General features: G+C 56.2%; 27 protein-coding genes and 2 tRNA genes. 11 read left to right on the forward strand and 18 right to left on the reverse strand.

What is annotated here, in order from left to right:
* Positions 1 to 4: 4 nt before the first annotated feature.
* The 6 genes from ACJJIK_RS11490 to ACJJIK_RS11515 all read left to right on the forward strand — a co-directional run bounded on the left by ACJJIK_RS11490 (position 5) and on the right by ACJJIK_RS11515 (position 7912).
* Positions 5 to 1666 carry a class I adenylate-forming enzyme family protein gene (locus tag ACJJIK_RS11490; protein WP_444928435.1) on the forward strand — a complete coding sequence of 554 codons (1662 nt, stop codon included), beginning with the start codon at positions 5 to 7 and terminating at the stop codon, positions 1664 to 1666.
* Between the two features lie 289 nt (positions 1667 to 1955).
* Positions 1956 to 2186 (forward strand): hypothetical protein, encoded by a 231-nt coding sequence (locus ACJJIK_RS11495; RefSeq protein ID WP_444942819.1) that lies wholly within the window; start codon positions 1956 to 1958, stop codon positions 2184 to 2186.
* A gap of 69 nt (positions 2187 to 2255) precedes the next feature.
* Positions 2256 to 4541 carry a TonB-dependent receptor gene (locus ACJJIK_RS11500; protein WP_444928437.1) on the forward strand — a complete coding sequence of 762 codons (2286 nt, stop codon included), beginning with the start codon at positions 2256 to 2258 and terminating at the stop codon, positions 4539 to 4541.
* 441 nt (positions 4542 to 4982) lie between these two features.
* The gene (locus ACJJIK_RS11505; RefSeq protein WP_444928438.1) at positions 4983 to 6218 is read left to right on the forward strand and encodes an acetyl-CoA acetyltransferase; all 1236 of its coding nucleotides are present in this window, start codon (positions 4983 to 4985) and stop codon (positions 6216 to 6218) included.
* Positions 6219 to 6286: 68 nt separating this feature from the next.
* Entirely contained in the window at positions 6287 to 7489 is a 1203-nt protein-coding gene (locus ACJJIK_RS11510) for an acetyl-CoA C-acyltransferase (protein ID WP_444928439.1), read from the forward strand.
* A gap of 150 nt (positions 7490 to 7639) precedes the next feature.
* Complete coding sequence (locus ACJJIK_RS11515) at positions 7640 to 7912, forward strand: hypothetical protein (protein WP_444942820.1); 273 nt, start codon at positions 7640 to 7642, stop codon at positions 7910 to 7912.
* Positions 7913 to 8168: 256 nt separating this feature from the next.
* Here ACJJIK_RS11515 and ACJJIK_RS11520 read toward each other — a convergent pair.
* The 17 genes from ACJJIK_RS11520 to ACJJIK_RS11600 form a co-directional block, all read right to left on the reverse strand.
* Positions 8169 to 8244 (reverse strand) — tRNA-Lys (locus ACJJIK_RS11520).
* 107 nt (positions 8245 to 8351) lie between these two features.
* Positions 8352 to 8427, reverse strand: a tRNA-Lys gene (locus ACJJIK_RS11525).
* Positions 8428 to 8562: 135 nt separating this feature from the next.
* Complete coding sequence (gene queC / locus ACJJIK_RS11530) at positions 8563 to 9240, reverse strand: 7-cyano-7-deazaguanine synthase QueC (RefSeq protein ID WP_444928441.1); 678 nt, start codon at positions 9238 to 9240, stop codon at positions 8563 to 8565.
* 35 nt (positions 9241 to 9275) lie between these two features.
* Positions 9276 to 9935 carry a 7-carboxy-7-deazaguanine synthase QueE gene (queE, locus tag ACJJIK_RS11535; RefSeq protein WP_444928442.1) on the reverse strand — a complete coding sequence of 220 codons (660 nt, stop codon included), beginning with the start codon at positions 9933 to 9935 and terminating at the stop codon, positions 9276 to 9278.
* Between the two features lie 106 nt (positions 9936 to 10041).
* Positions 10042 to 10893 carry a YbgF trimerization domain-containing protein gene (locus ACJJIK_RS11540; protein WP_444928443.1) on the reverse strand — a complete coding sequence of 284 codons (852 nt, stop codon included), beginning with the start codon at positions 10891 to 10893 and terminating at the stop codon, positions 10042 to 10044.
* An 18-nt stretch (positions 10894 to 10911) separates the two neighbouring features.
* The gene (locus tag ACJJIK_RS11545) at positions 10912 to 11397 is read right to left on the reverse strand and encodes an OmpA family protein (RefSeq protein ID WP_444942821.1); all 486 of its coding nucleotides are present in this window, start codon (positions 11395 to 11397) and stop codon (positions 10912 to 10914) included.
* 98 nt (positions 11398 to 11495) lie between these two features.
* A complete protein-coding gene (tolB, locus tag ACJJIK_RS11550) occupies positions 11496 to 12791 on the reverse strand; it encodes a Tol-Pal system beta propeller repeat protein TolB (RefSeq protein ID WP_444942822.1) in 1296 nt (431 codons plus the stop codon).
* A complete protein-coding gene (tolA, locus tag ACJJIK_RS11555; protein WP_444942823.1) occupies positions 12788 to 13582 on the reverse strand; it encodes a cell envelope integrity protein TolA in 795 nt (264 codons plus the stop codon). Before tolA ends, tolB begins: the two co-directional genes overlap by 4 nt.
* Positions 13583 to 13589: 7 nt before the next feature.
* The gene (gene tolR, locus ACJJIK_RS11560; RefSeq protein WP_444928447.1) at positions 13590 to 14021 is read right to left on the reverse strand and encodes a protein TolR; all 432 of its coding nucleotides are present in this window, start codon (positions 14019 to 14021) and stop codon (positions 13590 to 13592) included.
* 20 nt (positions 14022 to 14041) lie between these two features.
* Complete coding sequence (gene tolQ / locus ACJJIK_RS11565) at positions 14042 to 14731, reverse strand: protein TolQ (RefSeq protein ID WP_444928448.1); 690 nt, start codon at positions 14729 to 14731, stop codon at positions 14042 to 14044.
* Between the two features lie 4 nt (positions 14732 to 14735).
* Positions 14736 to 15140 (reverse strand): tol-pal system-associated acyl-CoA thioesterase, encoded by a 405-nt coding sequence (gene ybgC, locus ACJJIK_RS11570; RefSeq protein WP_444928449.1) that lies wholly within the window; start codon positions 15138 to 15140, stop codon positions 14736 to 14738.
* 11 nt (positions 15141 to 15151) lie between these two features.
* A complete protein-coding gene (ruvB, locus tag ACJJIK_RS11575) occupies positions 15152 to 16174 on the reverse strand; it encodes a Holliday junction branch migration DNA helicase RuvB (protein ID WP_444928450.1) in 1023 nt (340 codons plus the stop codon).
* Positions 16175 to 16198: 24 nt separating this feature from the next.
* Positions 16199 to 16810, reverse strand: a complete 612-nt coding sequence (gene ruvA / locus ACJJIK_RS11580; RefSeq protein WP_444928451.1) for a Holliday junction branch migration protein RuvA — start codon at positions 16808 to 16810, stop codon at positions 16199 to 16201.
* Positions 16811 to 16860: 50 nt separating this feature from the next.
* On the reverse strand, positions 16861 to 17394 hold the full coding sequence (ruvC, locus tag ACJJIK_RS11585; RefSeq protein WP_444928452.1) for a crossover junction endodeoxyribonuclease RuvC: 534 nt from the start codon (positions 17392 to 17394) through the stop codon (positions 16861 to 16863).
* A gap of 152 nt (positions 17395 to 17546) precedes the next feature.
* Positions 17547 to 18290, reverse strand: a complete 744-nt coding sequence (locus ACJJIK_RS11590; protein ID WP_444928453.1) for a YebC/PmpR family DNA-binding transcriptional regulator — start codon at positions 18288 to 18290, stop codon at positions 17547 to 17549.
* A 105-nt stretch (positions 18291 to 18395) separates the two neighbouring features.
* Positions 18396 to 20174 (reverse strand): aspartate--tRNA ligase, encoded by a 1779-nt coding sequence (gene aspS / locus ACJJIK_RS11595; protein WP_444942824.1) that lies wholly within the window; start codon positions 20172 to 20174, stop codon positions 18396 to 18398.
* A 77-nt stretch (positions 20175 to 20251) separates the two neighbouring features.
* Positions 20252 to 20524: an FmdB family zinc ribbon protein gene (locus tag ACJJIK_RS11600; RefSeq protein WP_444928455.1), complete on the reverse strand. Its 273-nt coding sequence runs from the start codon at positions 20522 to 20524 to the stop codon at positions 20252 to 20254.
* A gap of 288 nt (positions 20525 to 20812) precedes the next feature.
* Here ACJJIK_RS11600 and ACJJIK_RS11605 point away from each other — a divergent pair, with 288 nt between their 5' ends.
* From ACJJIK_RS11605 to ACJJIK_RS11625, 5 genes are all read left to right on the forward strand, one after another.
* Positions 20813 to 21211 carry an HU family DNA-binding protein gene (locus ACJJIK_RS11605; protein WP_444928456.1) on the forward strand — a complete coding sequence of 133 codons (399 nt, stop codon included), beginning with the start codon at positions 20813 to 20815 and terminating at the stop codon, positions 21209 to 21211.
* A gap of 222 nt (positions 21212 to 21433) precedes the next feature.
* Entirely contained in the window at positions 21434 to 23161 is a 1728-nt protein-coding gene (locus tag ACJJIK_RS11610) for a proline--tRNA ligase (protein WP_444942825.1), read from the forward strand.
* 122 nt (positions 23162 to 23283) lie between these two features.
* Entirely contained in the window at positions 23284 to 23850 is a 567-nt protein-coding gene (locus ACJJIK_RS11615) for a lytic transglycosylase domain-containing protein (RefSeq protein ID WP_444928458.1), read from the forward strand.
* Between the two features lie 3 nt (positions 23851 to 23853).
* The gene (locus tag ACJJIK_RS11620; protein ID WP_444928459.1) at positions 23854 to 24921 is read left to right on the forward strand and encodes a helix-turn-helix transcriptional regulator; all 1068 of its coding nucleotides are present in this window, start codon (positions 23854 to 23856) and stop codon (positions 24919 to 24921) included.
* A gap of 165 nt (positions 24922 to 25086) precedes the next feature.
* Complete coding sequence (locus ACJJIK_RS11625) at positions 25087 to 25917, forward strand: sterol desaturase family protein (protein ID WP_444942826.1); 831 nt, start codon at positions 25087 to 25089, stop codon at positions 25915 to 25917.
* 59 nt (positions 25918 to 25976) lie between these two features.
* On the opposite strand, the gene ACJJIK_RS11630 is transcribed toward ACJJIK_RS11625, so the two are convergent.
* Positions 25977 to 26381, reverse strand: a complete 405-nt coding sequence (locus ACJJIK_RS11630; RefSeq protein ID WP_444928461.1) for a DUF4345 family protein — start codon at positions 26379 to 26381, stop codon at positions 25977 to 25979.
* Positions 26382 to 26524: the final 143 nt, after the last annotated feature.

A 26524-nucleotide genomic window follows, 5' to 3' on the forward strand; every position in this document is an offset into this window, starting at 1 on the left:
AGCTATGATTATTACCCCGCAAGAAAAGCTCGATCTCTACCAGCAGCAGGGCCGCTGGGACGGCCGCCGACTACACGACCTACTGTACAAAACTGCGGCGAAAAAACCCGAGGAAATAGCGCTGGTTGACCCGGCCGACAAAGTGCATCTGACCGGTGGCGAGCCACAACATCTCACTTATCGTCAACTCACCCGGCAGATCGATCGCCTGGCGACAGTACTGCTGCAACAGGGCATTGGCAAAGACGATATCCTGCTGGTGCAGATGCCAAACATCGTCGAGCTGGTATTGGTGTATATGGCGGCTTCGCGCCTGGGAGTCATCGTCAGCCCGGTGGCCGTTCAGTATCAGGAACACGAACTGTCGGACATTATTCGCATTCTCGAACCCAGCGCGGTGATCGGTGTTGCCGAACTCAAAGGCGCCGCGTTTCTCGATCACCTGCAAGCCGCCATAGATCGGGTCACCACACTCCCGAAGGCACCGCAACTGCTGCTGTGGGGAGAGGCCGAGGGCTGTGTCAATCTGAGCAACGCCCTGCGAAAAGATGTCGATCAATCGACACTCAAACACTACTGCGAAAATACCCACATTTCCGCCAACGATATACTGACCATCTGCTGGACATCAGGGACTGAGGGATCACCCAAGGGGATTCCCCGCTCCCACAATCAATGGCTCGCCGTAGGGCGGGCCACCTACGAAGGCAATCGCATCGAGGATGGTGAAGCCCTACTCAACCCATTCCCGTTTATCAATATGGCCTCCATCGGTGGCCTGTTCCTCAGCTGGCTCTACAGCGGTGGCAAACTGGTGCTGCACCATCCACTGGATCTGCCAGTGTTTTTACTACAGATCGTCGAAGAGCAGATCAGTTACACCCTCGCACCACCGGCACTGCTCAACAACCTGCTCAAAAATGATCAATTGCTAGCCAGCTGCAATTTCAGCGGTATTCGCGCTATTGGCTCCGGTTCTGCACCGTTGGACGAATGGATGGTGGCGGGATTTAAAGAGCGATTCGATATTGAGGTGGTTAACCACTTTGGTTCCAATGAAGGTGTCAGCCTGCTCTGTGGACCCAATGAAACCGACAGTCCCGCCAAGCGCGCCAGACTCTTTCCCCGCCATAGTACTATCATGCAGGCCCGACTGGTCAATCCCGAAAATGGTGAGCTTATCGAGGAGCCCGGGCACCAGGGAGAACTCCAGATCCAGGGCCCCGGCGTATTCGATGGCTACTACAAAGACCCGGAGAAAACCGCCCGATCCTTTACCATAGACGGCTACTTCCGCACCGGTGACCTGTTTGAAATCGATTCAGACACACCTGACTTCTACCGCTTTATCGGACGCTGCAAAGACGTGATTATTCGCGGCGGCATGAACATCGCCCCGGCAGAGCTGGACAATCTTATATGCGCCCATCAAGACGTTGCCCAAGCCGCTGTCGCCGGCTATCCCTGTGAAGTGATGGGAGAACGCGTAGCGGCATTCGTGGTAAGCAGATCCGGCCGGGCACTGCAACTTGAAGACATTGTCAGCTATTTGAGAGATCAGAAGTTGGCCCCATTCAAACTGCCGGAGAAGCTGGTGATGGTCGAAGCCATTCCCCGCAATCCGCTGGGCAAGGTTTTACGTCATCAACTGGAAAAATTGATCTGAAGACGGCGTTATCAATGATCCGCGACAGTGCCAATTCGACTTCGCGCAACTGCAGTGTGACAGCATAACTCGGGATACGGCCTCCCAGAACACCACAGGCAGCTTTACAGAAAAGGAATCGGCCATGCTCAACCGTCTCTAAGGTGGCGTCAAAGATGGCAAAGACAACGTCATCAGTCCAACGTTAACACCGGGTTCCGAGCACTACACCGACATCTGGCTGTTTGGCAGCAAAGGGAAACCGGCCCAGGCGTAGCTGCCTCGTCCGGCTACCGCTACCTGCTGTCCAATGATCTCTACGGCCGGGAAGATTAATGCACCGGCGGAATTCGATCCCCCGGAAATCGTCGCCAACCGGGTGGAAACCGGTGAAATTCCCGACAGTTTTATGGCAGAGCAACGCGGTGCCAGCAAGCGTTTGATTAGAGCGCGCCCTATTTGCGCCCACCCCAAAACCGCCAGCTTAATCGCCGGCAAGGATGTCGATAAACCTGGAAGCTATCAGTGCACCGAGCCCTGACAGCGCCAGGGGATAACAAACAGTACCCAATCAACTTGAAGAACTGTACAACAGTCACAGAGAGTAAAAATGGCTACTAAAACAATTATAACTGTTCCAGTAATACTCTTAGCCTGCGCCATAACAGCAACACCTGCGGCCACCTACGAGATCGAGGAAGTAGTGGTCACAGCGGAAAAACGCACCAAAAGTATTCAGGATGTTCCCATGTCCGTCGCCGCCATCGGTGGTGACGATGTGGGTATCGGTAAGATCACAGGCATGGACGATGTCGCCATGACAACACCCGGTATTTCATTTAACCAATTCAATTTGGGAGAGCCCCGGATCTTTATTCGCGGCATTGGCAACACCTCGGACTCGGCAGCCAGCGATTCCGCCGTAGGCATCTTTATCGATGAGGTTTATATCGGTCGAACCGGTGGCAGCGGCTTTGATCTGTTCGATCTGGAACGTATAGAAATCCTGCGCGGTCCCCAGGGCACCCTTTACGGCAAAAACACCAACGGTGGTGCCATCAATTTTATTACCAGCCGTCCCACCCAGGAGCCTTCCACAAAGCTCAGTCTGACTGCGGGTAACCAGGGGCTGATTCACGCCCAGGCGTTACTGAACGGCGGCCTGACCGACTCGGTATCCGGCAAAATCAGTATTGCCACCAAACAGCGCGACGGCTTTTACAAGAATGTCATCACCGACGCCGAAATCATTAACGAAACCAGCCTCACCAACAGTCCTATTATCGGTAATTCCGCCGGCGCTGCCGGCAGTGGCGATGAGCTGGGCGATATCGACAACCAGAGTCTACGCGCCCAGCTATTGTTCGATGTAAGCAGTGATACCACCCTGCTGTTAAGCGCGGACTACTCGCAAGATGAGAGTAACGGCAGCTGTCGCCACCTTGAAAACCTGGACCAGGGTATCTTGGGTACCGGCGCCCTGTGGGCATTGGGCATGTCCGAAGCCTACAACGCGGACAAACGGCAATGCGCATCACAGTTCGACACGGGCCAGGAGAGAAAAATCCAGGGGGTAATGGCCCGCATTGAGCACGACCTCAAGTGGGCCAGCCTGCTTTCTATCAGCGCCTGGCGCGCCAGCGATTACACCACGGTGGATGATCTGACCGGCCTCCCACTGAACGAACCGACCGCCGTTCTCACGGTTCCGGAAAACGTCATTGACGGCGTGGATGAAGAAGCCTCACAGTTTTCCCAGGAATTCCGTCTTTCCGGCACCCATGAAAATATCGACTGGATCGCCGGCGTGTTCTATATGGAGGAACAGGTGGAGCGCGACGAGCAATTCTACACCCAATTCAGTGTGCCCCTGCAGGAGTTGGGACTGGCCCCCATAGGCAACGTGCTCTTTGTGCAGGACAACACCACCACCAGCTTGGCCACCTATGGCCAGCTGGACTGGCGACTGAGCGATCAATGGACGCTGACCTACGGCATTCGCTGGAGCCGGGATGAAAAAGAGATTACCCAGGATGCGCAGGACTTGCTGGGCACCGGCTTCCCGACTGGCGTACCGCTGATTCTTCCGGAATTTACCGCGCCGGTCAAAGGCGAGGAAGACTGGTCGGAAGTGACGCACAAGGCCTCAATCAACTATCATTTCAGCATAAATACAATGGTTTATCTCACCTACGCCGAGGGTTTTAAAAGCGGTGCCTTTCCCTCGCAGACCAACCTTGCGAGCAATGCGACCCAGACCGTGGACCCGGAAATTGTGGAAAACATTGAACTGGGCCTGAAATCCAGTTGGTATGACAACCGCCTGCAGTTTAACCTGTCCTTCTACCATATGGATTACAACAACCTGCAGGTATTTGAACTTACGCCGACCCTGCTCCTGGTGTTGAATAATGCTCAAGCAAAGTCAAAGGGCTTTGAAGCCAGTATTACCGTTGCCCCAACGGAAAACCTGCTAATCAATGCCAGCTTTAACAGCGGAGAAGCCCGCTACGAAGAGTTTATTACCGCCTCCGGCGCAGATCTTACGGGCAATACGCTGCCAAACGCCTCTGACGAATCTACCACCCTGGACACTGACTATTCCCTGCCCCTGTCAGGGGGAAGCACGCTGGACTTCAACGTTAATTACAGCTGGAAAAGCGAGTATTACACCTCCTCATCCAACGACAACAAGGTTAAACAGGATGCCATCGGCAGACTTGGTGCCACTGTTACCTGGCACAGTGCCGATGAATTGCTGAGTGTTGGCGCCTGGGGGAAAAACCTCGGGGACAAGGATCAGATTGCCCATCGCATTGTGGACCCGACCGGTATTACTTCTGAGAAATATATGCCGCCGAAAACTTATGGTGTCACTGTCACAAAAAGTTTTTGAAAACAAAAAGCGGTTTCCGGCAGCTGAGAAAATCCTCGTTACAGACGGGGGGTTCTGTTTCAAACGAACGCTTTCTCGCCCGTATAAATCAACTTGAAACAAGTCAAACACGACAGCCAAAAAACACCGTTTCGGTATTAAACCCACCTCTACAGTCTTACAATGCAAGTCACATGTTATAACAATCGCTGAAAGGCAACACTATGACATCGACGTCACAGACCAAGGAGTTCGAGGGCCACAACACATCGGCGTGGACGATCAAGGAAAACCACTGCCACAACGTGAATCCTTACCTGCACAGCGCCCTGATCACCACCTTCTGCCAGGCCGCGTTAATCCGGTCACTCTGGATACAGAAGGCCAGGAAACATTTAACAGCCAGCTGTCCTGCCAGATATCAGCCCACAACCACTTAGAATCCAGCCCAGGAAACACACTATGAACCACGCCCCCGTTTACATTCTCGGCGGTAGCCAAACTGATTTTGCAGTCAACTGGGCACGCCAGGGCAAAGGCCTCTACGACCTGTTCGAAACCTGCCTGAACAACGCCCTGCAGGAGACACGGATCGATCCCGATGATATCGATGTCGCCCATGTCGGGAACTTTGTATCCGATCTCTTCACCGGTCAGGCTCTGCTCGGTGGTTACTTTGGTCACGTTCACCCCGCTCTGCACAACATAGCCACATCGCGGCACGAAGCTGCCTGTGCTTCGGGTTCAATGGCTCTGCTGGCGGCGATGCGAGACCTGGAGGCGGGGCACTACAATCTGGCCTGTGTTCTGGGTATCGAGCTGATGCGAAATGTCGACGGAAAGACAGGCGCCGATCATCTGGGGGCGGCCGCTTGGCGCGGGAGAGAAGATCAGGATTGCACCTACCCCTGGCCGCACTTGTTCAGTCAGCTATTCGAAGAATATGAGCGGCGTTACGGTACTGATATCAACCATCTCAGGCGCATAGCAGAAATCAATTTTGACAACGCCCGCAATAACCCCAATGCGCAAACGCGGCATTGGAAATTTACGCCCGAGAGCTTCAGTGATGACGACAAGGATAATCCACTGATCGAAGGCAGCCTGCGTAAACATGATTGCGGGCAAATTACCGACGGAGCAGCAGTGGTTTTTCTCGCCAATGAAAAGTATGCCCGCCAGTACGCCAAGTCCCGCAGCCTTGCCCTGGCCGACATCCCCGCCATCAAGGGTTGGGGACACCGCAGCGCGCCCATGTTGATGGCCCGAAAACTGGAAATCGGCCGCGATCAACCACTGGTTTTCCCTCATGTGAAGGGTACTTTCGACGATGCCCTGAAAAGAGCCCGTTTACCGGATATCCACAGCCTGGATGCAATGGAGGTGCATGACTGTTTTTCCATGACGGAGTACATGATCATCGATCACTCCGGTCTGACGCCACCGGGCGATTCATGGAGAGCGATTGAGAGTGGCGCAATTGAAATGGGCGGCAAGTTGCCCATCAATCCCAGTGGCGGCCTGATTGGCCTCGGGCACCCGGTGGGCGCCACCGGAGTACGCATGATGTTGGACGCCTACAAGCAGGTCAACGCTAAGGCCGGCGACTACCAAGTGGAGGCCGCTGAAAACGTCGGCATCTTCAACCTGGGCGGCAGTGCCACCACCTGCGCCACCTTTGTGGTCGGCAAATTGTAAATTCAGTGCCCTGAAAAATTATTTCGGTCTTTAAATCAACTGACACTCTCAATACCACCGGAGCCAGTATGAGATCGGCCTATATATACGATGCGATTCGCACTCCGCGCACAAAAGCGCGCCCCGACGGCAGCCTTCACGAACTCACGCCATACGACCTTCTGGCAACGCTTTATCGGGCACTGGAAGAGCGGACCCGGCTGAATCCCTCTGATATAGGTGATGTCATCCTGGGCTGTGTGACGCAAGCGGGAGAACAGGCGGCCAATATTGCCAAAACCTCCACCCTCTATGCCGGCTGGCCTGTTCACATCCCGGGCATGACTGTTAATCGCTACTGTTCATCGGGAATCGATGCCATCAATACGGCCGCCATGAAGGTGATGTCGGGACTGGACGACCTGGTTGTGGCCGGGGGTGTCGAGATGATGTCCCGCGTACCCATGCTCTCCGATAAAGCCGCCCCCTTTATGGATGCCAAACTGGCCACCCAGTTGGGTATGTTTATGATGGGCTGCGGTGCAGACCTTATCGCCTCACTGTATGAAGTCACCCGGCAACAGGCGGACGCCATCGCACTTGCCAGCCAGAAAAAAGCGGCAAACGCCAGGGAGCAAGGTTATTTCAAATCGATCATTCCCTTGACCAATCCGATTAAGGGTATCACTGTCAGCTCAGACGAAGTCATCCGCCCACAAACCACCATGGACTCCCTGGCGAACATGGAACCGGCCTTTGCCGAGCTGGGAGCCAAGGGCGTCGACGAGGCGCTACGGGCGGGATTTCCCCAGCTTCAGGAGATTGTTCACGTGCATACCGCCGGAAACTCACCGGCCATGGCCGATGCCGCCTCGGTTCTGTTAATCGGCTCGGATCAGGCAGGCGAGAAATTGGCCATTAAGCCGCGAGCCAGAATATGCGCCATGGTAAACGTCAATGATGATAACCGCACGGTTATCTCCGGCTGTGTCAAAGCCGCAGAGCAGCTAATGAAACGGGAAGGCCTCAACGCTCGGGACATCGACCTGTTCGAGATTCACGAAGCCTTTGCCGCCACCATGATAAAGTGCCAGCGCGACTTGGACATCGACGACAGCAAACTGAACGTCAACGGCGGCTGTATCGCACTGGGCCATCCCCTCGGGGCAACCGGCGCCATCATGACGGGTACCCTGCTCGATGAACTGGAAAGAAGGCAATTTACCCGCGGTATCGTTGCAGCCAGCGGTGCCGCCGGGGCCGGTACGGCCCTGATGATTGAGCGCCTATAGACCCGGGGCAGTTCGGTCTGCCAAGACGGGGGGGGCAACTATTCACATTTATTCACATTCCTTGCGCAAATGGGTATTACCGCCTTCTATATAGAGCACCATAAAAGCAAGTACCACCTAACCGAAGGTCAAAGAGCTACGGACCTTCAAGTGCCTAAGATCACCATGGAAGAGATCGGGGATACGTCGGCAAAGCCCTACTCGCCCAGTTGGGATGAACAGGCAAAGTTATTCAGTTTACCGAGCAAGGACCCGGCTGAAACCTGCGAATTCAAAGTCAACACCGATCTCGGGGATGAAAAGGCCTGTCAGCTCAAACGGGAGTGGGGGCATGAGGTAGTCGGATATGGAGTGTCCATCTTGATCATCCCGGGAGGGATGGCCAAGAATGCCGAAGACCAGCCCGTTACCCTGAACCGGTGAACAATAGCATTGTGGATCAGCGCTGCGGTAACGGCCGTGATTGGGTGTTTCCGTCACCAAAAACCGGTAAGCAGAGGTTTAACCTCAATAACAGTCCATTACAGTGGGCCGGAAAAACTGAACCTGATTGAGGCGGCTAACAAAGCCTGTAAACTGCGACTGAAAGCGGTTCTAAGACGTGTGATATGAAAGCTCACACACTGGTAACATATTGAGAGGTTTGTTGGTGATGACCAACTCTGAAACACTTGTGAGATGGTGGGTCGTGCTGGATTCGAACCAGCGACCAATTGGTTAAAAGCCAACTGCTCTACCAACTGAGCTAACGACCCCCAGGATGGTTGGACTGACTTGGTAATGGTCCAACTCGGGTTGCCTTTACCTTCGCGCAGAAGTGTAAAAGCGCTGCGGTCTGCCTTGGGCATCCCTATCGAAAAAATGGTGGGTCGTGCTGGATTCGAACCAGCGACCAATTGGTTAAAAGCCAACTGCTCTACCGACTGAGCTAACGACCCTTTCTTTCGATGCCTCGTTGTGAGGAGCTGCGTATCTTACGGATCTATTTCGAAAACACAATACCTAACTCGAAAAAAAATCTAACAAATTTAAGGAGTTAGGTATTTACCCCAAAATTTGACGTCAACGGCCAATTACGGCACGTAGACCGTCGGGTCCTGTAGGCCGGCCTCGGCAAAGCCGGCGGCTCGCAGGCGGCAACTATCGCAGCGACGACAGGCAGCACCATCCGGCAGGGCCTGATAACAGGATACCGTTAAACTGTAGTCCACCCCGAGACGGGACCCTTCGGTGACGATATCCGCCTTGCTCATATCCATCAGCGGCGCACGGATAGACAGCTTACTGCCCTCGACACCGGCCCTGGTCGCCAGGTTGGCCATCTTCTCGTAGGCCTCGATATATTCAGGGCGGCAATCCGGGTAGCCGGAATAATCCACAGCGTTCACACCCACGAAAATATCCTGAGCGCCCAGCACCTCTGCCCAGCCCAGGGCAATAGACAGAAATACCGTGTTGCGCGCCGGCACATAAGTCACCGGAATACCGGTGGTTTCCTCCTCCGGCACCTCGATAGAGTCATCGGTCAGGGCCGATCCGCCGATCGAGCGCAGATCGAGCTTGACCACCTTGTGCTCAACCGCACCCAGGTTCTGCGCTACCTTTTGCGCCGCCAATAGCTCTGCCTCGTGGCGCTGGCCGTAATCGAAGCCCAGGGCGTAACACTCGTAGCCCTCGGCGCGAGCCATGGCCAGTACGGTGGCCGAGTCCAGGCCGCCGGATAGCAGGATTACCGCTTTCTTTGCTGTCATTTTTTCCTCTTTTTTTGATGTGGCCCAGCGGCGCTTTACACGCCCGGGATATCGCCCCACAACAGCTTGTGCATTTGCATCTGCATGCGCACTTGCAGCCCGTCCTCCAGTATCCACTCCGCCAATTGGCGCGGCTGTAACTGCTCGTAGCTGGGAGAGAAAAGCACCTCGCCAACGCGCTCGGGGAGGCGGTACTGATCCAGGGTGAATCGAGCCCAGTCGTAGTCCCCGCGATCGCAGATCACAAACTTAACCTGATCCTGGCGAGTGAGTACTTGCATATTCTCCATACGGTTGCGGTGCTGCTCCCCGGAGGCCGGCGTCTTCAAATCGACGACTCTCGAGACCCGCTCATCCACCTTCTCCACCGGCATGGCGCCACTGGTCTCAAGGGATACGGCATAGCCCGCATCGCACAGCGCCTTCATCAGGGGAAAACAATTGGGTTGGGCCAGGGGCTCACCGCCGGTAACGCACACATGGCGGGCGGGGTGGCTCTGCACCTGCTGCAAAATCTGCTCCAGGGTCATGCGCTCACCGCCGTAAAAGGCGTACTCGGAGTCACAGTAGGTACAGCGCAACGGGCAGCCCGTCAGGCGTACAAACACCGTGGGAAGGCCACTTTCTCGCGCCTCCCCCTGAAGGGAGTAGAAAATTTCACTAATTCTGAGTGATTCTTTGGAAAGACTGGTCATACACATCCGACACAAAAACGCCCGAGTGGCACATGCCACCCGGGCGCGGGATCATAGGCTTTTTCTGCTCAAAAAACCAGCGATGGCACTCGGTAGTTGAGGCCGGTTAGAAGTTCTCCTGGAGATACTTCTTCGCCAGATTGGAGGCCCTGGCATCACTGGCCGCCACCTGCTCCAACAGGTTGCGGGCTTTCTGCTGGTCGCCCAGCTGGTGGTAAACAGTGCCCAGTTTATAGCGGCCATCCCAGACTTTGCCGGAATTGGGGTAGCCGTCGAGGAGCGCTACGAACCACTCGCGGGCCTCCTCCAGATTGCCTTGAACCAGTGCTATCTCACCCAGCCAGTAGTTCGCATTCGGGGCGTACTGGCCATTGGGGAAGTCCTGCAACAGGCTCTTGAACTCGGCACTGGCACCACTGTAATCACCATTGCGCGCCAGTCCAAAGCTGGCCTGGTAGCGGTCGCGCTCGCTCTTGCCGTCCTTCGGCCCCTGGGGCTTGGGCGGCATCGCAGCCCCACCCATCGCCGGTGCGGGCGAGGTATCTGTGGACGGGACCGCACTCTCGGCGGCAGACGGCGGCTGAGCCGCAGGCTCTGTGCCACTCAGACGCGCAATGCGCCGGTCCAGATCCATATAATCTTCGGTGCGCTGCTGTTTGAGACGCTTGATCTCATGGCGCAACTCTTCAACTGTGCCACGCAACTCCCGCACTTCCTGCTGTAAAACCTGCATTTGGTAGTAGGCTTCGGCCTGGGGATTGCCCTGGGCCCGGGGGGGTGACATACCGGCGCGGGCGAGCTGTGTCGAGGCACTGCTTTCCGCTTCATCGGTATAGGGGGTGGCCGACTGGTCCTGGCTACTGGAAGACAGGTCAACAATCGGGGCCTGGGAAAAAACAGGCGATGCCGCAGCCGTAAGGGCTGCAGCGATCGCGAGTTTTCTAATCGTTAAAGCCATTGGCATCCGTTTTGACGATTAGTTAATAACAACACGACGGTTCATCGCACGGGCAGATTCGTTAGAACCCATTTGAGCCGGACGCTCTTCACCGTAGCTGATAACTTCCAGGTTGGCTGCGTCTACACCTTGCAGTACCAGGAAATCGCGAACGGCATTGGCACGACGCTCACCCAGAGCCAGGTTGTACTCGCGAGTACCCAGTTCGTCAGCGTGGCCTTCCAGGCGAACGGCGCCGGCGCTGTCGCGCATGCGGTCGGCGTGACGGATCAGCAGCTCACGGGTTGCGGGCTTCAGCAGAGACTGGTCGAAATCGAAGTAAACTACGTTTTCCAGAGGTGCTACAGGCTCAGGAGTGGTATCAACATTGGTGGTTTCAACCGCTGTTTGATCCGTCTGATCTACAGTCTCCTGACTGCCTTCGCTGGTGTTAGTGTTACTACAACCAGCCATTACTGCTAGTACACAGGCTAACCCAAGGCCTGTTTTTACTGATTTCAACATAAGCTACTCCGCTTTATATATAGTGTTATCGAAAATTCTAAAAGAGTTTTAGTTACTCTTATTTACACCCTTCGCATAAATGCGTCGGGCGCCCCACCTTATTCAAAGTATGGCGACCAGGCCGGTTCACGGACATGCCCTCTTTGAGAGGGAAGGCTGTACTTCACCCCAGCATCCAGCGACACCGCTGCCAGAATACCTTTATCCCCGCGTTTGGTAGCGTACATCAACATGGCCCCGTTCGGTGCAATACTGGGGGACTCGTCCAGAGTGGTCTCCGTAAGGACACGCATTCTGCCCGAGTTGATATCCATCGTAGCGATGGTAAATACACCCCTACTGCGATGCACCATAACCAATGTTTTTCCATCAGGAGAAACACGGGGCCGCGCATTGTAATCGCCATCGAAGGTTAAGCGGTCGACTTGACCAGTGGCAAGAGTCAATTGGTAAATTTGTGGTTTTCCTCCTCTATCGGAGGTGAAAATCAGCGATTTACCATCTGGCATCCAGTTCGGCTCGGTATCGATAGAGAAGTGCCTTGTCATTCTTGTCAACTTATTACTAACAAGATCCAGCACGTAGATCTCCGGGTTGCCGTCCTTGGAGAGCACCATCGCCAGTTTGGTTCCATCTGGGGACCAGGTCGGCGAGCTGTTGATGCCCTTGAAGTTAGTCAGCTGCTTGCGCTCACCGGTGCGCAGGTTCTCGCGGAAAATAGCCGGGCGCCCGGTCTCAAAGGAGACATAGGCGAGCTCCTGGCCATTGGGCGACCACATGGGGGACATCACCGGCGCGCTGAAGCGGCGAACCGGCTTGGCACGGGCGCCATCGATATCCGCGCGCATCAGCAGGTAGCTGGGTTTGCCACCGCGAGTCTCTTCCCGCACATACACCATCTCGGTAGAGAAGGCGCCGCGAATGCCGGTAATAGCTTCAAAGATTTCATCGGCGGCGCGGTGAGCGATATCCCGCAGTTGGCTCTGGCCGCCGCGCACCTGCTTGGTGAACACTTTATGCTGACCAAACACATTGACCAGATCAAAAGTGAGCAGGTAGCCGCCGGCCTGAGGCTCAATACGACCGGTCACTATGTACTCGGTGCCGAGAATACGCCAATCGCGAAAAACTACATCTTCCGGCGCCTTGGGGAAGGACAGCATGTCCTCCTTGGGCACCGGGGAGAAGAGCCCGCTGCGGCGCAGGTCCGAGGAAATAATCCCGGAGATATCCTCTGCCAGTACCCCGCCACCAGACCAACTGAATGGGGATACGGCGATCGGTGTGGGGTCATCGATACCGCTGGTGATATCCACCACCAACTGGGCCCGAGCCCCCAGACTCACCGAGGCGATTGCAAAAATAATGACTGTCTTGAGTAAACTCTTGATCATTGGCGTAGATCTTCGACTTTAAAGTTCAAAATAGTTGTGCGGACTTCCCGCTCGAATACCACCGGTTCCTCTCGGGCCAACTCGGCCACTTCGGGAAAGACCTCCACCTTTTTAATGGCGGTCAGTACCGAGCGATCCAGGGCGGCGTTGCCACTGCCCTCGACAATATTCGCTGCCACCACCCGGCCGGTGGGGACAAAGTTTATCTTTACCTTGGTAAGCATACCGTTGCGGGCGCTGGGCGGGCGACTCCATACCGCTTCAATCTGCTGCTGGATCGCCTGGCCGACAGACATCACCGCCTGCTCGGCCTCATTCGCATCCAGCAGGTCCTCTTCATCCTGAAGTGCCTCATCAAAGGAGCTCTGGCGTTCTTGTGCCAATTTCTCCTTTAGCTCTTTTTCTTTGCGCGCCTTCTCTTGCTGCTCTTTCTCGCGACGGGCCTTATCCGCCTGCGCCTTGCGATCAGCTTCGACTTTCGCCTTGCGTTTCTGTTCCGCCTCGCGCTTTTTCTTCTGCTCCAAAGCCGCGCGGCGTTTACGTTCGACCTCGGCTTTGCGCTTTTGCTCCGCCTCGCGCTCAGCGCGCTGTTTTATTTTATCGACCTTTTTTGGCAGTTTCTTCTGCGGCGTTGCCGCTTCGATGGTCACCAGCTTGGCCTGCACAAACTTTGGCATCGGTTTGCGCTCGGGCATGCTGCTGGCTTCCCAGCCGTAGGTCATGGCGATAATCAACGTCCCGTGCAGAGCGAGGCTGATGATAATCGCCAATGCATAAAAGCCTTTATTCACCGGCACCCTACCCCTGAGGTGGCTCTGTCACCAGACCGACGCTGGGCGCTCCCGCCTGCTGCAATTCGGTCATGGCATTGACGATCAGGCCGTAGCGGGCCTCGGTGTCACCCCATACCAAAACCGGCGTGCCCGGCTTTTGGCGCAATACCTTAGCGACCGTTTGTTTAATCTCTTCGAGTGGCTTGGCACTCTTTTCGTCAGCCCCCAAGTTTAGATAATAGGTGCCATCGGAGCGCACAGAAATAATCAGCGGTTCCTCATCGGTTTCCTCCATCGGCGCCGAGGGCGCATTGGGGAGGTCCACTTTGACGCCCTGCATCAACAATGGTGCCGTGACCATAAAGACAATCAGCAGTACCAGCATCACATCAATGTAGGGCACCACATTGATCTCGGAGACCAGCTTTTTCTTGGTTCCCTTGCGAAACACACTCATAGGGTTCGCCTATTCACTACTCAGCCGGAATGCACTTTGCGGTGCAGGATAGAGGAAAACTCCTCGGCGAAAGTTTCGTAGCTGGACAACAGCGACTCCGCTTTGGCGGAATAGCGGTTAAAAGCCATCACTGCGGGAATTGCCGCAAACAAGCCCATAGCGGTAGCCACCAGCGCCTCACTGATACCGGGCGCGACCGTGGCAATAGTGGCCTGGTGCATAGTGGCGAGGCCACGGAAGGAGTTCATAATCCCCCACACGGTGCCAAACAGGCCGATATAGGGACTGACAGAACCCACCGATGCCAAAAACGGCAAGTTCATCTCCACCTTTTCCTGTTCCCGCGACATGGCCACACGCATGGCCCGCTCGGTCCCCGCCATCACCGCTTCGGGGCTGCTGCTGCCCTGCTGGCGCAGGCGGGTAAACTCGGCAAAGCCGGCGCGAAACAGGGACTCAACGCCATCGGCCCTGCCCTTTTCCGCCTGTTCATTGCCCTCGCGGAACAGCTTGTTCAGGTCGGCACCGGACCAAAAGCGCGTTTCGAAATTTTTCAGGGCGCGCTTGGCCTGGGACAGGTAGAGTCCGCGCTGGATAATCATGACCCAGGACACCACAGAGGCCAGCAACAACAGCAACATAACTAGCTGTACCAACAGGCTGGCGTTCTGGATTAGCCCCCAAAGAGAAAGTTGTTCACCGGCGTTCATCTTCTTAAATAACTGCCTTTAATGCTGAATAAATAGGTTCCGGCAGGGCACAGGGCCTGCGGCTGTCGTCAGCGACACAGGCAACTTTGACCACACCTTCGCAAATTAGCTCATCGCCGCGCCAGATTTTTTGTTCAAAAGTCACCGCAGCTCGACCCAGTTTGCCAATCGAGGCGGTAGCGCGCAATGCATCGTCGAGAAGTGCAGAGCGCCGGTACTGGATCTCGGCGGAGTGCACCACCAGCAACAGCCCCTGCTCCGGCATCGCCGGCTTATCATACCCGAGAGAACGCAGCAGTTCTGTGCGCGCGCGCTCCATATACTTCAAATAATTGACGTAATAGACGATGCCACCCGCATCGGTATCTTCAATATAAACGCGCAGTGGGATACTGAAAGCGTCCTTCATCCCAGTCTCTCTCACAATTTGTTATCGGGTTTCGGCAGGCCGAAGTGCTCATAGGCGAGGCCAGTGACCACCCGTCCCCGTGGCGTACGGGTGATATAACCCTGCTGGATCAGATAGGGTTCCAGTACATCTTCCAGGGTATCCCGCTCTTCACTGACCGCTGCGGCGAGACTATCTATGCCCACCGGTCCACCATCGAATTTTTCGATCATCGCCAATAGCATACGGCGATCCAGCTGGTCGAAGCCATGGGAGTCCACATTGAGCATATTCAGAGCGGCGTCGGCGATACCGGAATCCACAGATCCATCGCCTTTGACTTCGGCGTAGTCGCGCACGCGGCGCAGCAGGCGGTTGGCAATACGCGGGGTGCCGCGAGCGCGGCGGGCGACTTCGAGCGCACCGCCCTCATCCATCTCCACGCCCATCAGACCGGCGGAGCGGCGCACGATGCTGGTGAGATCCTCGACACTATAGAATTCAAGCCGCTGCACAATACCGAAGCGATCCCGCAGTGGCGAGGTGAGCAGGCCCGCCCTGGTGGTGGCCCCCACCAGGGTGAACGGCGGCAGGTCCAGCTTGATCGAACGCGCCGCTGGCCCCTCGCCAATCATAATATCCAGCTGATAGTCTTCCATCGCCGGATACAGTACCTCTTCCACATGGGGGCTGAGACGGTGGATCTCATCGATAAACAGTACATCCCCCGACTCCAGATTGGTCATCAGCGCCGCCAGGTCGCCGGCCTTTTCCAGTACCGGGCCCGAGGTGGTCTTGATAGCCACCCCCATCTCGGCGGCGATAATATTTGCCAGGGTGGTTTTGCCCAGCCCCGGCGGGCCGAATACCAGGGTGTGATCCAGGGCCTCTTTGCGCAGCTTGGCGGCCTGGATAAAGATTTCCATCTGCTCGCGCACCACCGGCTGCCCCACATAGTCATCCAGACTTTTCGGGCGCACGGCGCGGTCGTACTGCTCTTCCTGGCCCGAGGGGCCAACGGGCTCCGGTGCCACCAGGCGGTCGGCTTCGATCATTGCAACAACTCCAGGACACTCAGATTAAGCGGGGGCCATTCCCTTAAGGGCCAGGCGAATCAGGGTCGCACTATCCGCATCCGGCTGCGCCTTGCTGGCGCGGGCCACCATTTTACTGGCCTCGGTAGGCTTGTAGCCCAGAGCCGCCAGGGCGCTCTCCGCCTCGCCGGCGTGATCCACCTTGGGCTCGGCTGCGGCGGCCATCAGGGGGAGATCATTGGCGTCGCCAAAGTCGGGGGTCAGTTTATCCCGCAGCTCCACGATCAGGCGCTCGGCGGTCTTCTTGCCCACGCCGGGGACCTTGACCAGTGCCGCCACATTGTCCTCCGCGACACAGCGGGCCAGGGCCGCCCCGTCCAGCCCGGACAAAATTGCCAGGGCCATCTTGGGACCCACACCGCTGACCTTGATCAAGGTGCGGAACAATTTGCGATCCCCATCGCGAATAAAACCATACAGCTGCTGGGCGGTTTCGGAGACCGCCAGATGAGTGTGCAACTGTACCGGCTGTCCCAGGGCGGGCAGCTCGAAAATTGTGGTCATGGGTGCGAGTACTTCATAGCCCACCCCCTGCACATCCACCAACAACAGGGGCGGCTGCACGGCGGCCAGGGTGCCGCTCAATCTTCCAATCATGTGTTATTCCAGGTTTATATTGTCTGCGGCCTTTATCCGGGCCCATTCTATCAGCCGCTCACACTGAGACGGCCGCGGCGAAAGCGACTGCGCGCACCGCCAGCGGTAAATACCAGGGTCTGCTCGGTATGCATATGGCACAGGGCCACGGCGAGTGCATCGGCGGCATCCTCCTGGGGCGACGCCGGCAGAGACAACAGGGTTTTCACCATATGCTGCACCTGCAATTTATCCGCACCGCCGTTGCCCACCACCGCCTGTTTGACCTTGCGAGCCTCATACTCGGCCACTTCCAGGCCGCTATTGGTCCCGGCCACAATCGCCGCCCCACGGGCCTGGCCCAGCTTCAGCGCAGAGCCGGCGCTCTTGGACATAAAGACATTCTCGATCGCCATCTGTGCGGGCCGATACTGCTGGGCGATCTGGCTCACGGCGTCAAAAATCAGCTTGAGGCGCTCCGGTAGCGGGCCCTCGGGAATGCGAATCACTCCGCTGGCCACATAGCGGGCCTTACCCCGCTCCACATCAATAATTCCATAGCCCGTTTTTCGCGAGCCGGGGTCAATACCCAGGATTCGGGTCAAAAGGCAGCTCCCCAAATATCTGTATGTTTATATAGTAGTGGGAGTGTCCCAAGGTGGACGGGAGGCGTCAAGAGAGGGGGGGGGAGTAACCGGGACTTGAAAAGCTAAAAAGCCGAGGCGGAACACAGTCCGCCCCGCTTAGAGGGTGGGCCTCAGCCCAGCGCCTCCATCACCTCTGCGGAAATATCCGCATTGGTGTAAACGTTTTGTACATCGTCCAGGTCTTCGAGCATCTCGATCAGGGCGAGCACCTTCTCTGCACCGTCTTTATCCAGCGGAATGGTGGTGGAGGGAATCATCGCAACTTCGGCGCTGTCGGGGGTAAAGCCGGCCGCAACCAGAGCGTCTTTAACCGTCAGGTAGTCCTGGAATTCCGTGGTGACTTCAACGCTGCCGTCGTCGCTGGATTCGATATCCTCAGCACCGGCTTCGAGAGCCGCGTCCATCAGTGCATCTTCATCCACGCCGGCCTCGTAATACATCTGGCCTTTGCGGGTAAACAGGTAGCTCACAGAGCCGTCGGTACCCAGGTTGCCACCGCGCTTGGTGAAGGCGTGGCGCACTTCGGCCACCGTGCGGTTGCGGTTGTCGGTCAGACACTCGACCAGAACTGCCACACCGCCAACGCCATAGCCCTCGTAAACCACGGCTTCGTAGTTTTCACCATCGGCATTGCCCGCGCCACGGGCGATGGCCTTGTCGATAGTGTCGCGCTTCATATTGGCACCGAGCGCCTTATCGATAGTGGCGCGCAGCGCCGGGTTATCGTCCGGGTTGGGGCCCGATTTGGCGGCTACCGTCAGTTCGCGAATGATCTTGGTAAAGACCTTGCCCCGCTTGGCATCCTGAGCTGCTTTGCGGTGCTTAATATTGGCCCATTTACTGTGTCCGGCCATCTTCCGTCTCTCTTCAGTCAGTGCGTAGGATGGGCCAAAGAGCGAAGCGGATCGCCCACCACTACGATTGGATGGGCCCGCTTCGCTCGGCCCATCGGGGAAAAATCAGCTAATTTTCTCTTCTTTTTGTCGCAGGCGGATGCTCAGCTCACGCAGCTGTTTTGCATCTACGGCACCCGGGGCATCTGTCATCACACAGGCTGCGCTCTGGGTTTTCGGGAACGCGATGACATCGCGAATAGAATCGCTACCGGTCATCAGCATCACCAGGCGATCCAGGCCAAAGGCCAGACCACCGTGGGGCGGCGCGCCGTATTTGAGCGCGTCCAGCAGGAAGCCGAACTTCTCGCGCTGCTCTTCGGCATCGATTCCGAGGATGCGGAATACCGCTTCCTGCATTAGCTGGTCGTGGATACGCACAGAACCCCCACCCAACTCGGTGCCGTTGAGCACCATATCGTAGGCGCGGGACAGGGCCTCGAGCGGGTTCTTTTCCAGCTCTTCCGGGGTGCAGGAAGGTGCGGTAAAGGGGTGGTGCAATGCGGTCAGGCTGCCGTCGTCATTCTCTTCGAACATCGGGAAGGCAACAACCCACAGGGGCGCCCACTCGCTGGTGTACAGATCCAGGTCCTCACCCAGCTTGCAGCGCAGTGCGCCCAGGGCTTCGGAGACAATCTTAGCCTTGTCGGAGCCGAAGAAAATCACATCGCCATCTTCCGCTTGCAGGCGGTCGAGAATGGCTGCACGGGTATCTAAGGGCAAGTGCTTAACAATAGGAGACTGGAGGCCATTCTCTACATCTGAGCGATCGTTGACCTTGATGTAGGCCAGGCCCTTGGCGCCATAAATACCGACAAACTTGCCGTAGTCATCCAGCTGCTTGCGGGTCAATTTCTTACAACCGCCGGGCACCTTGATTGCGGCAACGCGCCCTTTCGGATCATTGGCAGGACCGGAGAACACCTTAAACTCTACTTCACTTACCAGGTCTTTGATCTCTACCATCTCCAGCGGAATACGCAGGTCCGGCTTATCGGAACCGTAGCGCAGCATCGCCTGGTAGTGGGTCATGCGCGGGAATTCACCCAGATCAACACCCTTCAACTCTTTAAACAGCTTGCGCACCATGTTCTCAGTGATCGACATGATTTCCTCTTCATCGAGGAACGAGGTCTCAATATCGATCTGAGTAAATTCAGGCTGACGATCCGCGCGCAAATCCTCATCGCGGAAACACTTGGCGATTTGGTAGTAGCGGTCGAAGCCGGAAACCATCAGCAACTGCTTAAACAGCTGCGGGGACTGCGGCAGGGCGAAGAACTTGCCCTCGTGGGTGCGGCTCGGCACCAGGTAATCCCGCGCGCCCTCTGGCGTAGCGCGGGTCAGGATTGGGGTCTCGATATCGAGGAAACCGTGCTCATCCAGGTAATTGCGGATCGCCGTCGTCAGCTTGGAGCGGAAATACAGGTTGTTCTGCATCTCGTTGCGGCGCAGATCCAGGTAGCGGTATTTCAAGCGGATATCTTCACCCACCTCGGTGTGCTCATCCAGCTGGAAGGGCACTGTCTCGGCGGTATTCAGGATTTCCAGCTCGGTACCGTAAACCTCAACTTCACCGGTCACCATATTGGGGTTTAAGGCCTCGGGGGCGCGGGCGCGCACACGACCGGTCACCTTGAGGACATATTCGCTGCGCACGCGATCGGCCATTTCGAAGTGCTCGGCCGCATCGGGGTCGAATACCACCTGTACAATTCCCTCGCGGTCGCGCAGGTCGATAAAAATCACTCCGCCGTGATCGCGGCGGCGGTCGACCCAGCCACAGAGGGTTACTACGCGGTCAATGTCCGCTGAACGAAGGACGCCACAGTAATCGCTGCGCATGGATGAAAATTCCCGTTATCGATAGGTGAAAAGATTAGTTAGAGGGTACACCGCGCGGACCGCTCCGCACAGCTCGCCTAGGCCGTCTTTGCCGCCGCTGCGCCAGACTTGTCGCTTTTGGCCTTGCCACTATTGGCAGAGTCTCCGCCAGCGAGGTTTTTCTTGCTACCAGTTTTAAAATCGGTCTCATACCAGCCGGCGCCCTTCAGGCGAAACCCAGCCGCTGAGATTTTCTTGCGCAGCTCGGCCTGCTCGCAAGCTGGGCAGTCTTTGAGCGGGTCATCACTCATACGCTGCAAAGCTTCCATTTCGTGGCCGCAGGCATTGCACTGGTATTCATAGATCGGCATTACACAGTACCTGGTGCTTTAAAAAAAGGGGGAGAGAGTATACATGAGGCCTACAGAGGTAAGAAGCTGCACGAGTCTTTTCCCTGGGTAAAACGTCCCATAAAGGCGACGTAAGGCTAAAAAAGGTAAAAAAAGCACTGTTTTTCTAGTATTTCTTCGTGCGGCCGAACAAAAACTATATATACTTCCCCCATCACCCGCTGAGACACCCGTAACGGATGCAGCGCAGCGGGAGAAAAAACACACTTTTACCGGATACATACCGAACAACAAAGAAGGAAGTAATCCATGGCTGTCTCTAAGAAAGCTGCTACCAAAAAAGCCCCGGCCAAGAAAGCTGCGGCCAAAGCTGCACCGGTCAAGAAAGTAAAGGCAATCAAGGAAAAGTACACTAAAACCCAAGTACTGAATCAGATTGCTGAAAACACCGAACTGTCCCGCAAGCAGGTTCAATCTGTTCTGGACGAGCTGAACGATATCATCGAAGGCCACATCAAGAAGCGCGCCGTGGGCGAATTCACCCTGCCGGGCCTGATGAAAATTACCACCGTGAAAAAGCCAGCTAAGAAAGCTCGCAAAGGCATCAACCCGTTCACCGGTGAAGAGACTACCTTCAAGGCAAAACCTGCCAGCATCCAGGTTAAAGTTCGCCCGCTGAAGAAGCTGAAGGAAATGGCAGAGAACTAATACACTCTGTAAGCCTCAGCTTAAAAACCCCGCTTATGCGGGGTTTTTTATTCACCCCAGGTGAACAGATTCCAGGCCGGTGCCCAGGCGCCTGTTAAACCGATACCCCGGTAGAGCAAAAGGCAATCCGCTTCGCGGCAATAGCGTCCGCAGACAATATTTATTGCCCGGCGAATAGCGTAAAATAGCCAGCTTACCCGTAATAGAATCCATATAATTCCTATGCGCGCATCTCGTTATCTCATCGCAACCCAAAAAGAAACTCCCAACGACGCAGTGGTAATCAGCCACCAGCTGATGCTGCGCGCCGGTATGATCCGCCGCCTGTCTTCAGGTCTCTACACCTGGCTGCCCACCGGGCTGCGGGTACTGCGCAAGGTCGAGCGCATTGTGCGCGAAGAGATGGACCGCGCGGGCTCCCTCGAAGTACTGATGCCAGTCGTGCAGCCGGCAGAGTTGTGGGAAGAGTCCGGCCGCTGGCAACAGTACGGCCCCGAACTCCTGCGCATCAAGGATCGCCACAACAACGATTTCTGCCTGGGCCCGACCCACGAGGAAGTTATCACCGACCTGATCCGCAACGAGATCAATAGCTACAAGCAACTGCCGGCCAACTTCTACCAGGTACAGACTAAATTCCGCGATGAGATCCGCCCGCGCTTCGGCGTAATGCGCGCGCGCGAATTCACCATGAAGGATGCCTATTCCTTCCACGTAAACGGGGATTCCTTGCAGGAAACCTACGATATTATGCACGGCGCCTACTGCCGAATTTTTGAACGCATCGGCCTGGACTACCGCCCGGTACTGGCAGACACCGGCTCAATCGGCGGCTCCAGCTCCCACGAATTCCACGTGCTGGCGCAAAGCGGTGAAGACGATATCGCCTTCGCCACAGGGTCCCGCTACGCCGCCAACGTCGAATTGGCAGAGGCCGTCGCCCCCGCTGGCGAGCGCCCCGCCCCGAGCGAGGAAATGCAGGAAGTTCATACGCCGCAGCAAAAAACCATCGCCGATGTCAGTGAATTCCTAAACCGCGACCCCGCTCACTCAGTGAAAACCCTAATTGTTTTGGGCGAGTGCGAGGAGGGGGAAACCGCCCCATTAATTGCCCTGGTACTGCGCGGCGACCACGAGCTGAACGAGCTGAAAGCCGAAAAACTGGCCGGAGTCGCCAGCCCGCTCCAGTTTGCCCCGGAAGAGCGCATCGCCGCAGAACTCGGCTGCAATATTGGCTCCCTGGGCCCCGTTGGCATGAAAATCGAAATCATTGTGGATCGCTCTGCGGCACACCTGGCCGATTTTATCTGTGGTGCCAACCGCGATGACTACCACTTTACCGGTGCAAACTGGGGCCGCGATGTGGAATTGGGTCGCGTCGAGGACCTGCGCAATGTAGTCGCGGGCGACGCCAGCCCCGATGGCCAGGGCACTCTGGAAATCAAGCGCGGCATCGAAGTCGGCCACATCTTCCAGCTGGGCGATAAGTACAGCCGCGCTATGAATGCCACCGTTCTGGATGAAAACGGTAAAGAGCAGGTTATGTCCATGGGCTGCTATGGCATCGGCGTTTCCCGAATTGTCGCTGCGGCCATCGAACAAAACCACGATGACTCCGGCATTATCTGGCCCGCAGCGATTGCGCCCTTCCAGCTGGCCATTGTGCCGATCAATATGCACAAGAGCGATGCGGTAAAAGAGAAGTGCGAGCACCTGTATGAGTCCCTGCGCAGCAAAGGTATCGATGTGCTGTTGATGGACGAAACCAAAGCGCGACTCGGTGCTATGCTCGCCGATGTAGAACTGATTGGTATTCCCCACCGCATTGTGATCGGCGATCGCGGCCTGGAAAAAGGCGTGGTGGAATATAAAGGGCGCGGCGATGCGGAAAGCCAGGAATTTGCCGTCTCCCAGCTCGAAGAAGTGTTACTGGAAAAATTTAACCAGTAATTAGCCAGCGTCCCGGCCCGCACCTGAGCGGGCCGGGCACCTTCCACAGCAAAAGTGCTTTTTACCGGCGGCGTCACAAAAACACCCTGCCCATTTTGCCGGGCTTTTCGTAGAATCACCCCATGATAAAAAAAGCCACCGCCCTTTTGCTGCTCTGCCTGACCTGCTGCACTGCCCAGGCGCAAAGCAGTGGCAACGAGATAGACCCGGAATTACGCCTCGCCCTACAGGATGCGATCACCCAAGCCGACAGCTTTGTAGACCGCTTCGATGCGGAGGTGTGGCTGATGTCCAAATCCCAGCCTCTATCCCGCTATATCAAAGACCCCAAGCGGCGCATGCATGTACTGAAAGCCGTACACCGGGAGGCAACCCGCGCGGGACTGCGCCCGGAAATCGTCCTGGCGGTGATCCAAATTGAGAGCGCTTTTGACCCCTATGCGATCTCCCGTGTCGGCGCCCTGGGTATGATGCAGGTAATGCCGTTCTGGAAAAATGAAATCGGCCGGCCCGACGACAACCTGATCGATATGGACACCAACTTGAGATACGGCTGTACCATCCTCAAGCACTACATCAAAAAAGCCAAAGGCAACCTGGCCAACGCCCTCGCCTATTACAATGGTAGCTACGGCCGCCATACCTATAGCAGCAAGGTCCTGGATGCCTGGGCCGAGCGCTGGAGATAAGCAATGACCGCCGGCTACTTATTTTTCTCCGGCGGCGCCTGTGCCCTTCTATTACTGGCGGCAACCAAAGTAGCGATACACCACTACCAGCTTGTTGCCGGGCGCTACTTGCTGGCGCTACTTATCGGGATCATCTGCTATCTACTGTGGCCCACCCTGCCCCAATTGAGTGGATTTACCGCTCTTTTACTCAACCTGCCGATAACCCTGATCCCCGCAACCTTTTGGTTGTTTACCCACCTGCTGTGCCGCGAAGAAGAGCCTTTCCCCCTGTGGGGCTGGATTCCGATTGGTATTACACTGGTTATCGGCATAGTGGCCCACCACGCACCACTGCCACTGACGCCAGAGCAGCAATCCCCCCTATTTACCCTGTCGCAGCTGCTCAAGCTCGGCCTGATCAGTCTCGGCCTGCTGACCTTACAGAGGCAGTTCCACCTGGATCTGGTTGCGGAGCGCCGCCATCTGCGCACAATCCTACTTATCGCCGTCGGCGCCTATATGCTGGTGGTCATTGGCGCAGAGTCCATTTTTGCCTACCGCCCGCTGCCCAGTGGCGTACCGACACTGCACGCACTACTTGCCAGTCTGTTATCACTGATTGCCTGCCTGTGGCTGCTGGCCCTATCCCCCAGCGCTCTGGGGGACTCCCTGCCGCGCCCGAAAGCGAGCGAGCCTGAAGAGCAGGAGCAGCCCTCGCCCCCAGTGCCGGAACTGGATGAACAACAGCAAGCGCAGCTGCAAAAGTTACAGGAACATATGCATAACGGCGGCTATCGCCACACCGGCCTCACTATTCGGGAGCTCGCAGAACAGCTGGATATTCGCGAACATGTATTGCGCGTGCTCATTAATCGCCACCTGGGTTATCGCAATTTCAACGAATACCTGAATCAGTTTCGTATCGATGAAGCCAGTCGGCGCCTGGCGGCCCCGGAGCAGGCCCACTTGCCGGTGCTCACCATTGCCCTGGATATCGGCTACCGCTCGTTAAGCCCGTTCAACGCGGCGTTTAAACGCCGCCACAACCAGACCCCCACCGAGTACCGCCGAGAAAATCTGCCCTCCTGAAGAAATCCGTCAGCATTTTTTCACTTTCCGCAAGCCCCCAAAGTGAAAGGCTCCCAGACTGGAGACGCGGTGAAAGCGACCCTGCCGCTAAGTGCCCGGCTCACCGGGGCCCGCTTGAATACCGGTGAGTCTCCCCCTCAATAAAAGAATAATGATGGTGAGCATATGGATTTCTTAGTCGATATATCCCAGGACGCAGCCAAACACTTCCAGATGAGTTTATTTCGCTATGTGCTGGCCGCATCGGTAATGAGCATTTTGGCCGGCTGGCTATTTCGCACCTGGATGAATCGGCGCCGCATTCAAAAGCGCCGCGCCGAGTGGAAGGATATTCGCCGGGAGGTGAGCTACTCGCTACTGACCGTGTGTATTTTCACATTGATCGGGGTGATTACCACCCTGTTACACGACCAGGGCTTAACCCATTTTTATTGGCAGTGGAGCGACTACCCCCTCTGGTGGAATCTGGCCAGCCTGCCCGCACTGATACTGATTCACGATACCTACTTTTACTGGACCCACAGGGGCATGCACCACCCGAGAATCTTTAAGCATTTTCACCGCCTGCACCATCAGTCCCGTATCCCTACGCCCTGGACCGCCTATAGTTTTTCTGTCGGGGAGGCCGTATTGATGGGGATTTTCTCCCCGATCGTTGCACTGATACTCCCCCTGCACCCCACAGTTTGGCTCACATTCCTATTTATCAGTATCTTCCGCAATGCCATGCTGCACACCGGCCGTGAATTCCACCCCCGCAGCTGGGTCGATGGCCCCATGGATCGATTGACCACCACCACACACCACGATCTGCACCACCAGCGCTTCCAGGGCAATTACGGCTTTTACTTCACCTGGTGGGATCGCTGGATGGGCACCGAATTCAAGGACTACAAGCAAATCTTCCGGCAAGCGGTGGATGGTGAGTTACACGGGGGAGAAGAGGCGGGCACACTAGAAAATAACGGAGCAGAAGGGGTAAAAATACACGCTTAGCCCAGTTAAAGAGGCGCCGGGATTTTCCCGGCTTCCTCTCAATTATTCCAGCAAGCGCACTAGTGACCGTGCCGCAAGGGCAACCAGCGGGATTCCCGGTAACAGTAAAGCCCCCAGAGAATGGCGACGACTTCGACCGCCAGCAGCGCCAAATTGCGCTGGTCGAAACCACTGAGAACTAACATTCCGTAGAGGCGCCCTAAAGCGAAACCGATATAGGCGATAGACAGCGCAGCGTAGGCGACCCTGCGATGAGGGCGCATAGCTAATGCCACCAGTAGCATCACCGCTATAGCCAGCATAAATCCGCCATAGGTCGCTATAAACTCGGGCAGCGCATCGGGGCGGACAAAGGAGAAGTTCACCTCATCTGCAAGGCTCTGCGGCTTAAACAGGGCCCAGAGACCAATAGAAGCAAAAACCAACAAGTTGAGAGTCAGGTAGACTCTTCCCAAGTATTTCAAACGATTCCCCTCTTATTGCTGTTACCCGGCCCCTTGCCAGCGGGCCGCCACCACTTTCGACTATTGCCACAGTATATATGAGGCACAGCCCGCCACTCTCAGGAACAAGTCACCAACTTGGTACAAAATAATGGGTTTATTCG

It is taken from the genome of Microbulbifer regidiadema (SeqCode) (assembly GCF_052466995.1).

Bases quoted from the DNA above. Each gene is read 5' to 3' on its own strand.
- ACJJIK_RS11545 (WP_444942821.1), bottom strand. From the start codon at position 11,397: ATGTTGAAATCAGTAAAAACAGGCCTTGGGTTAGCCTGTGTACTAGCA.
- ruvB (WP_444928450.1), bottom strand. From the start codon at position 16,174: ATGATCGAAGCCGACCGCCTGGTGGCACCGGAGCCCGTTGGCCCCTCG.
- tolR (WP_444928447.1), bottom strand. From the start codon at position 14,021: ATGAGTGTGTTTCGCAAGGGAACCAAGAAAAAGCTGGTCTCCGAGATC.
- queC (WP_444928441.1), bottom strand. From the start codon at position 9,240: ATGACAGCAAAGAAAGCGGTAATCCTGCTATCCGGCGGCCTGGACTCG.
- tolQ (WP_444928448.1), bottom strand. From the start codon at position 14,731: ATGAACGCCGGTGAACAACTTTCTCTTTGGGGGCTAATCCAGAACGCC.
- ACJJIK_RS11610 (WP_444942825.1), top strand. From the start codon at position 21,434: ATGCGCGCATCTCGTTATCTCATCGCAACCCAAAAAGAAACTCCCAAC.
- tolB (WP_444942822.1), bottom strand. From the start codon at position 12,791: ATGATCAAGAGTTTACTCAAGACAGTCATTATTTTTGCAATCGCCTCG.
- ACJJIK_RS11590 (WP_444928453.1), bottom strand. From the start codon at position 18,290: ATGGCCGGACACAGTAAATGGGCCAATATTAAGCACCGCAAAGCAGCT.
- ACJJIK_RS11490 (WP_444928435.1), top strand. From the start codon at position 5: ATGATTATTACCCCGCAAGAAAAGCTCGATCTCTACCAGCAGCAGGGC.
- ACJJIK_RS11495 (WP_444942819.1), top strand. From the start codon at position 1,956: ATGATCTCTACGGCCGGGAAGATTAATGCACCGGCGGAATTCGATCCC.
- ybgC (WP_444928449.1), bottom strand. From the start codon at position 15,140: ATGAAGGACGCTTTCAGTATCCCACTGCGCGTTTATATTGAAGATACC.
- ACJJIK_RS11500 (WP_444928437.1), top strand. From the start codon at position 2,256: ATGGCTACTAAAACAATTATAACTGTTCCAGTAATACTCTTAGCCTGC.
- ACJJIK_RS11510 (WP_444928439.1), top strand. From the start codon at position 6,287: ATGAGATCGGCCTATATATACGATGCGATTCGCACTCCGCGCACAAAA.
- aspS (WP_444942824.1), bottom strand. From the start codon at position 20,174: ATGCGCAGCGATTACTGTGGCGTCCTTCGTTCAGCGGACATTGACCGC.
- ACJJIK_RS11625 (WP_444942826.1), top strand. From the start codon at position 25,087: ATGGATTTCTTAGTCGATATATCCCAGGACGCAGCCAAACACTTCCAG.
- ACJJIK_RS11615 (WP_444928458.1), top strand. From the start codon at position 23,284: ATGATAAAAAAAGCCACCGCCCTTTTGCTGCTCTGCCTGACCTGCTGC.
- ACJJIK_RS11505 (WP_444928438.1), top strand. From the start codon at position 4,983: ATGAACCACGCCCCCGTTTACATTCTCGGCGGTAGCCAAACTGATTTT.
- queE (WP_444928442.1), bottom strand. From the start codon at position 9,935: ATGACCAGTCTTTCCAAAGAATCACTCAGAATTAGTGAAATTTTCTAC.
- ACJJIK_RS11605 (WP_444928456.1), top strand. From the start codon at position 20,813: ATGGCTGTCTCTAAGAAAGCTGCTACCAAAAAAGCCCCGGCCAAGAAA.
- ACJJIK_RS11620 (WP_444928459.1), top strand. From the start codon at position 23,854: ATGACCGCCGGCTACTTATTTTTCTCCGGCGGCGCCTGTGCCCTTCTA.
- ACJJIK_RS11540 (WP_444928443.1), bottom strand. From the start codon at position 10,893: ATGGCTTTAACGATTAGAAAACTCGCGATCGCTGCAGCCCTTACGGCT.
- ruvA (WP_444928451.1), bottom strand. From the start codon at position 16,810: ATGATTGGAAGATTGAGCGGCACCCTGGCCGCCGTGCAGCCGCCCCTG.
- ACJJIK_RS11600 (WP_444928455.1), bottom strand. From the start codon at position 20,524: ATGCCGATCTATGAATACCAGTGCAATGCCTGCGGCCACGAAATGGAA.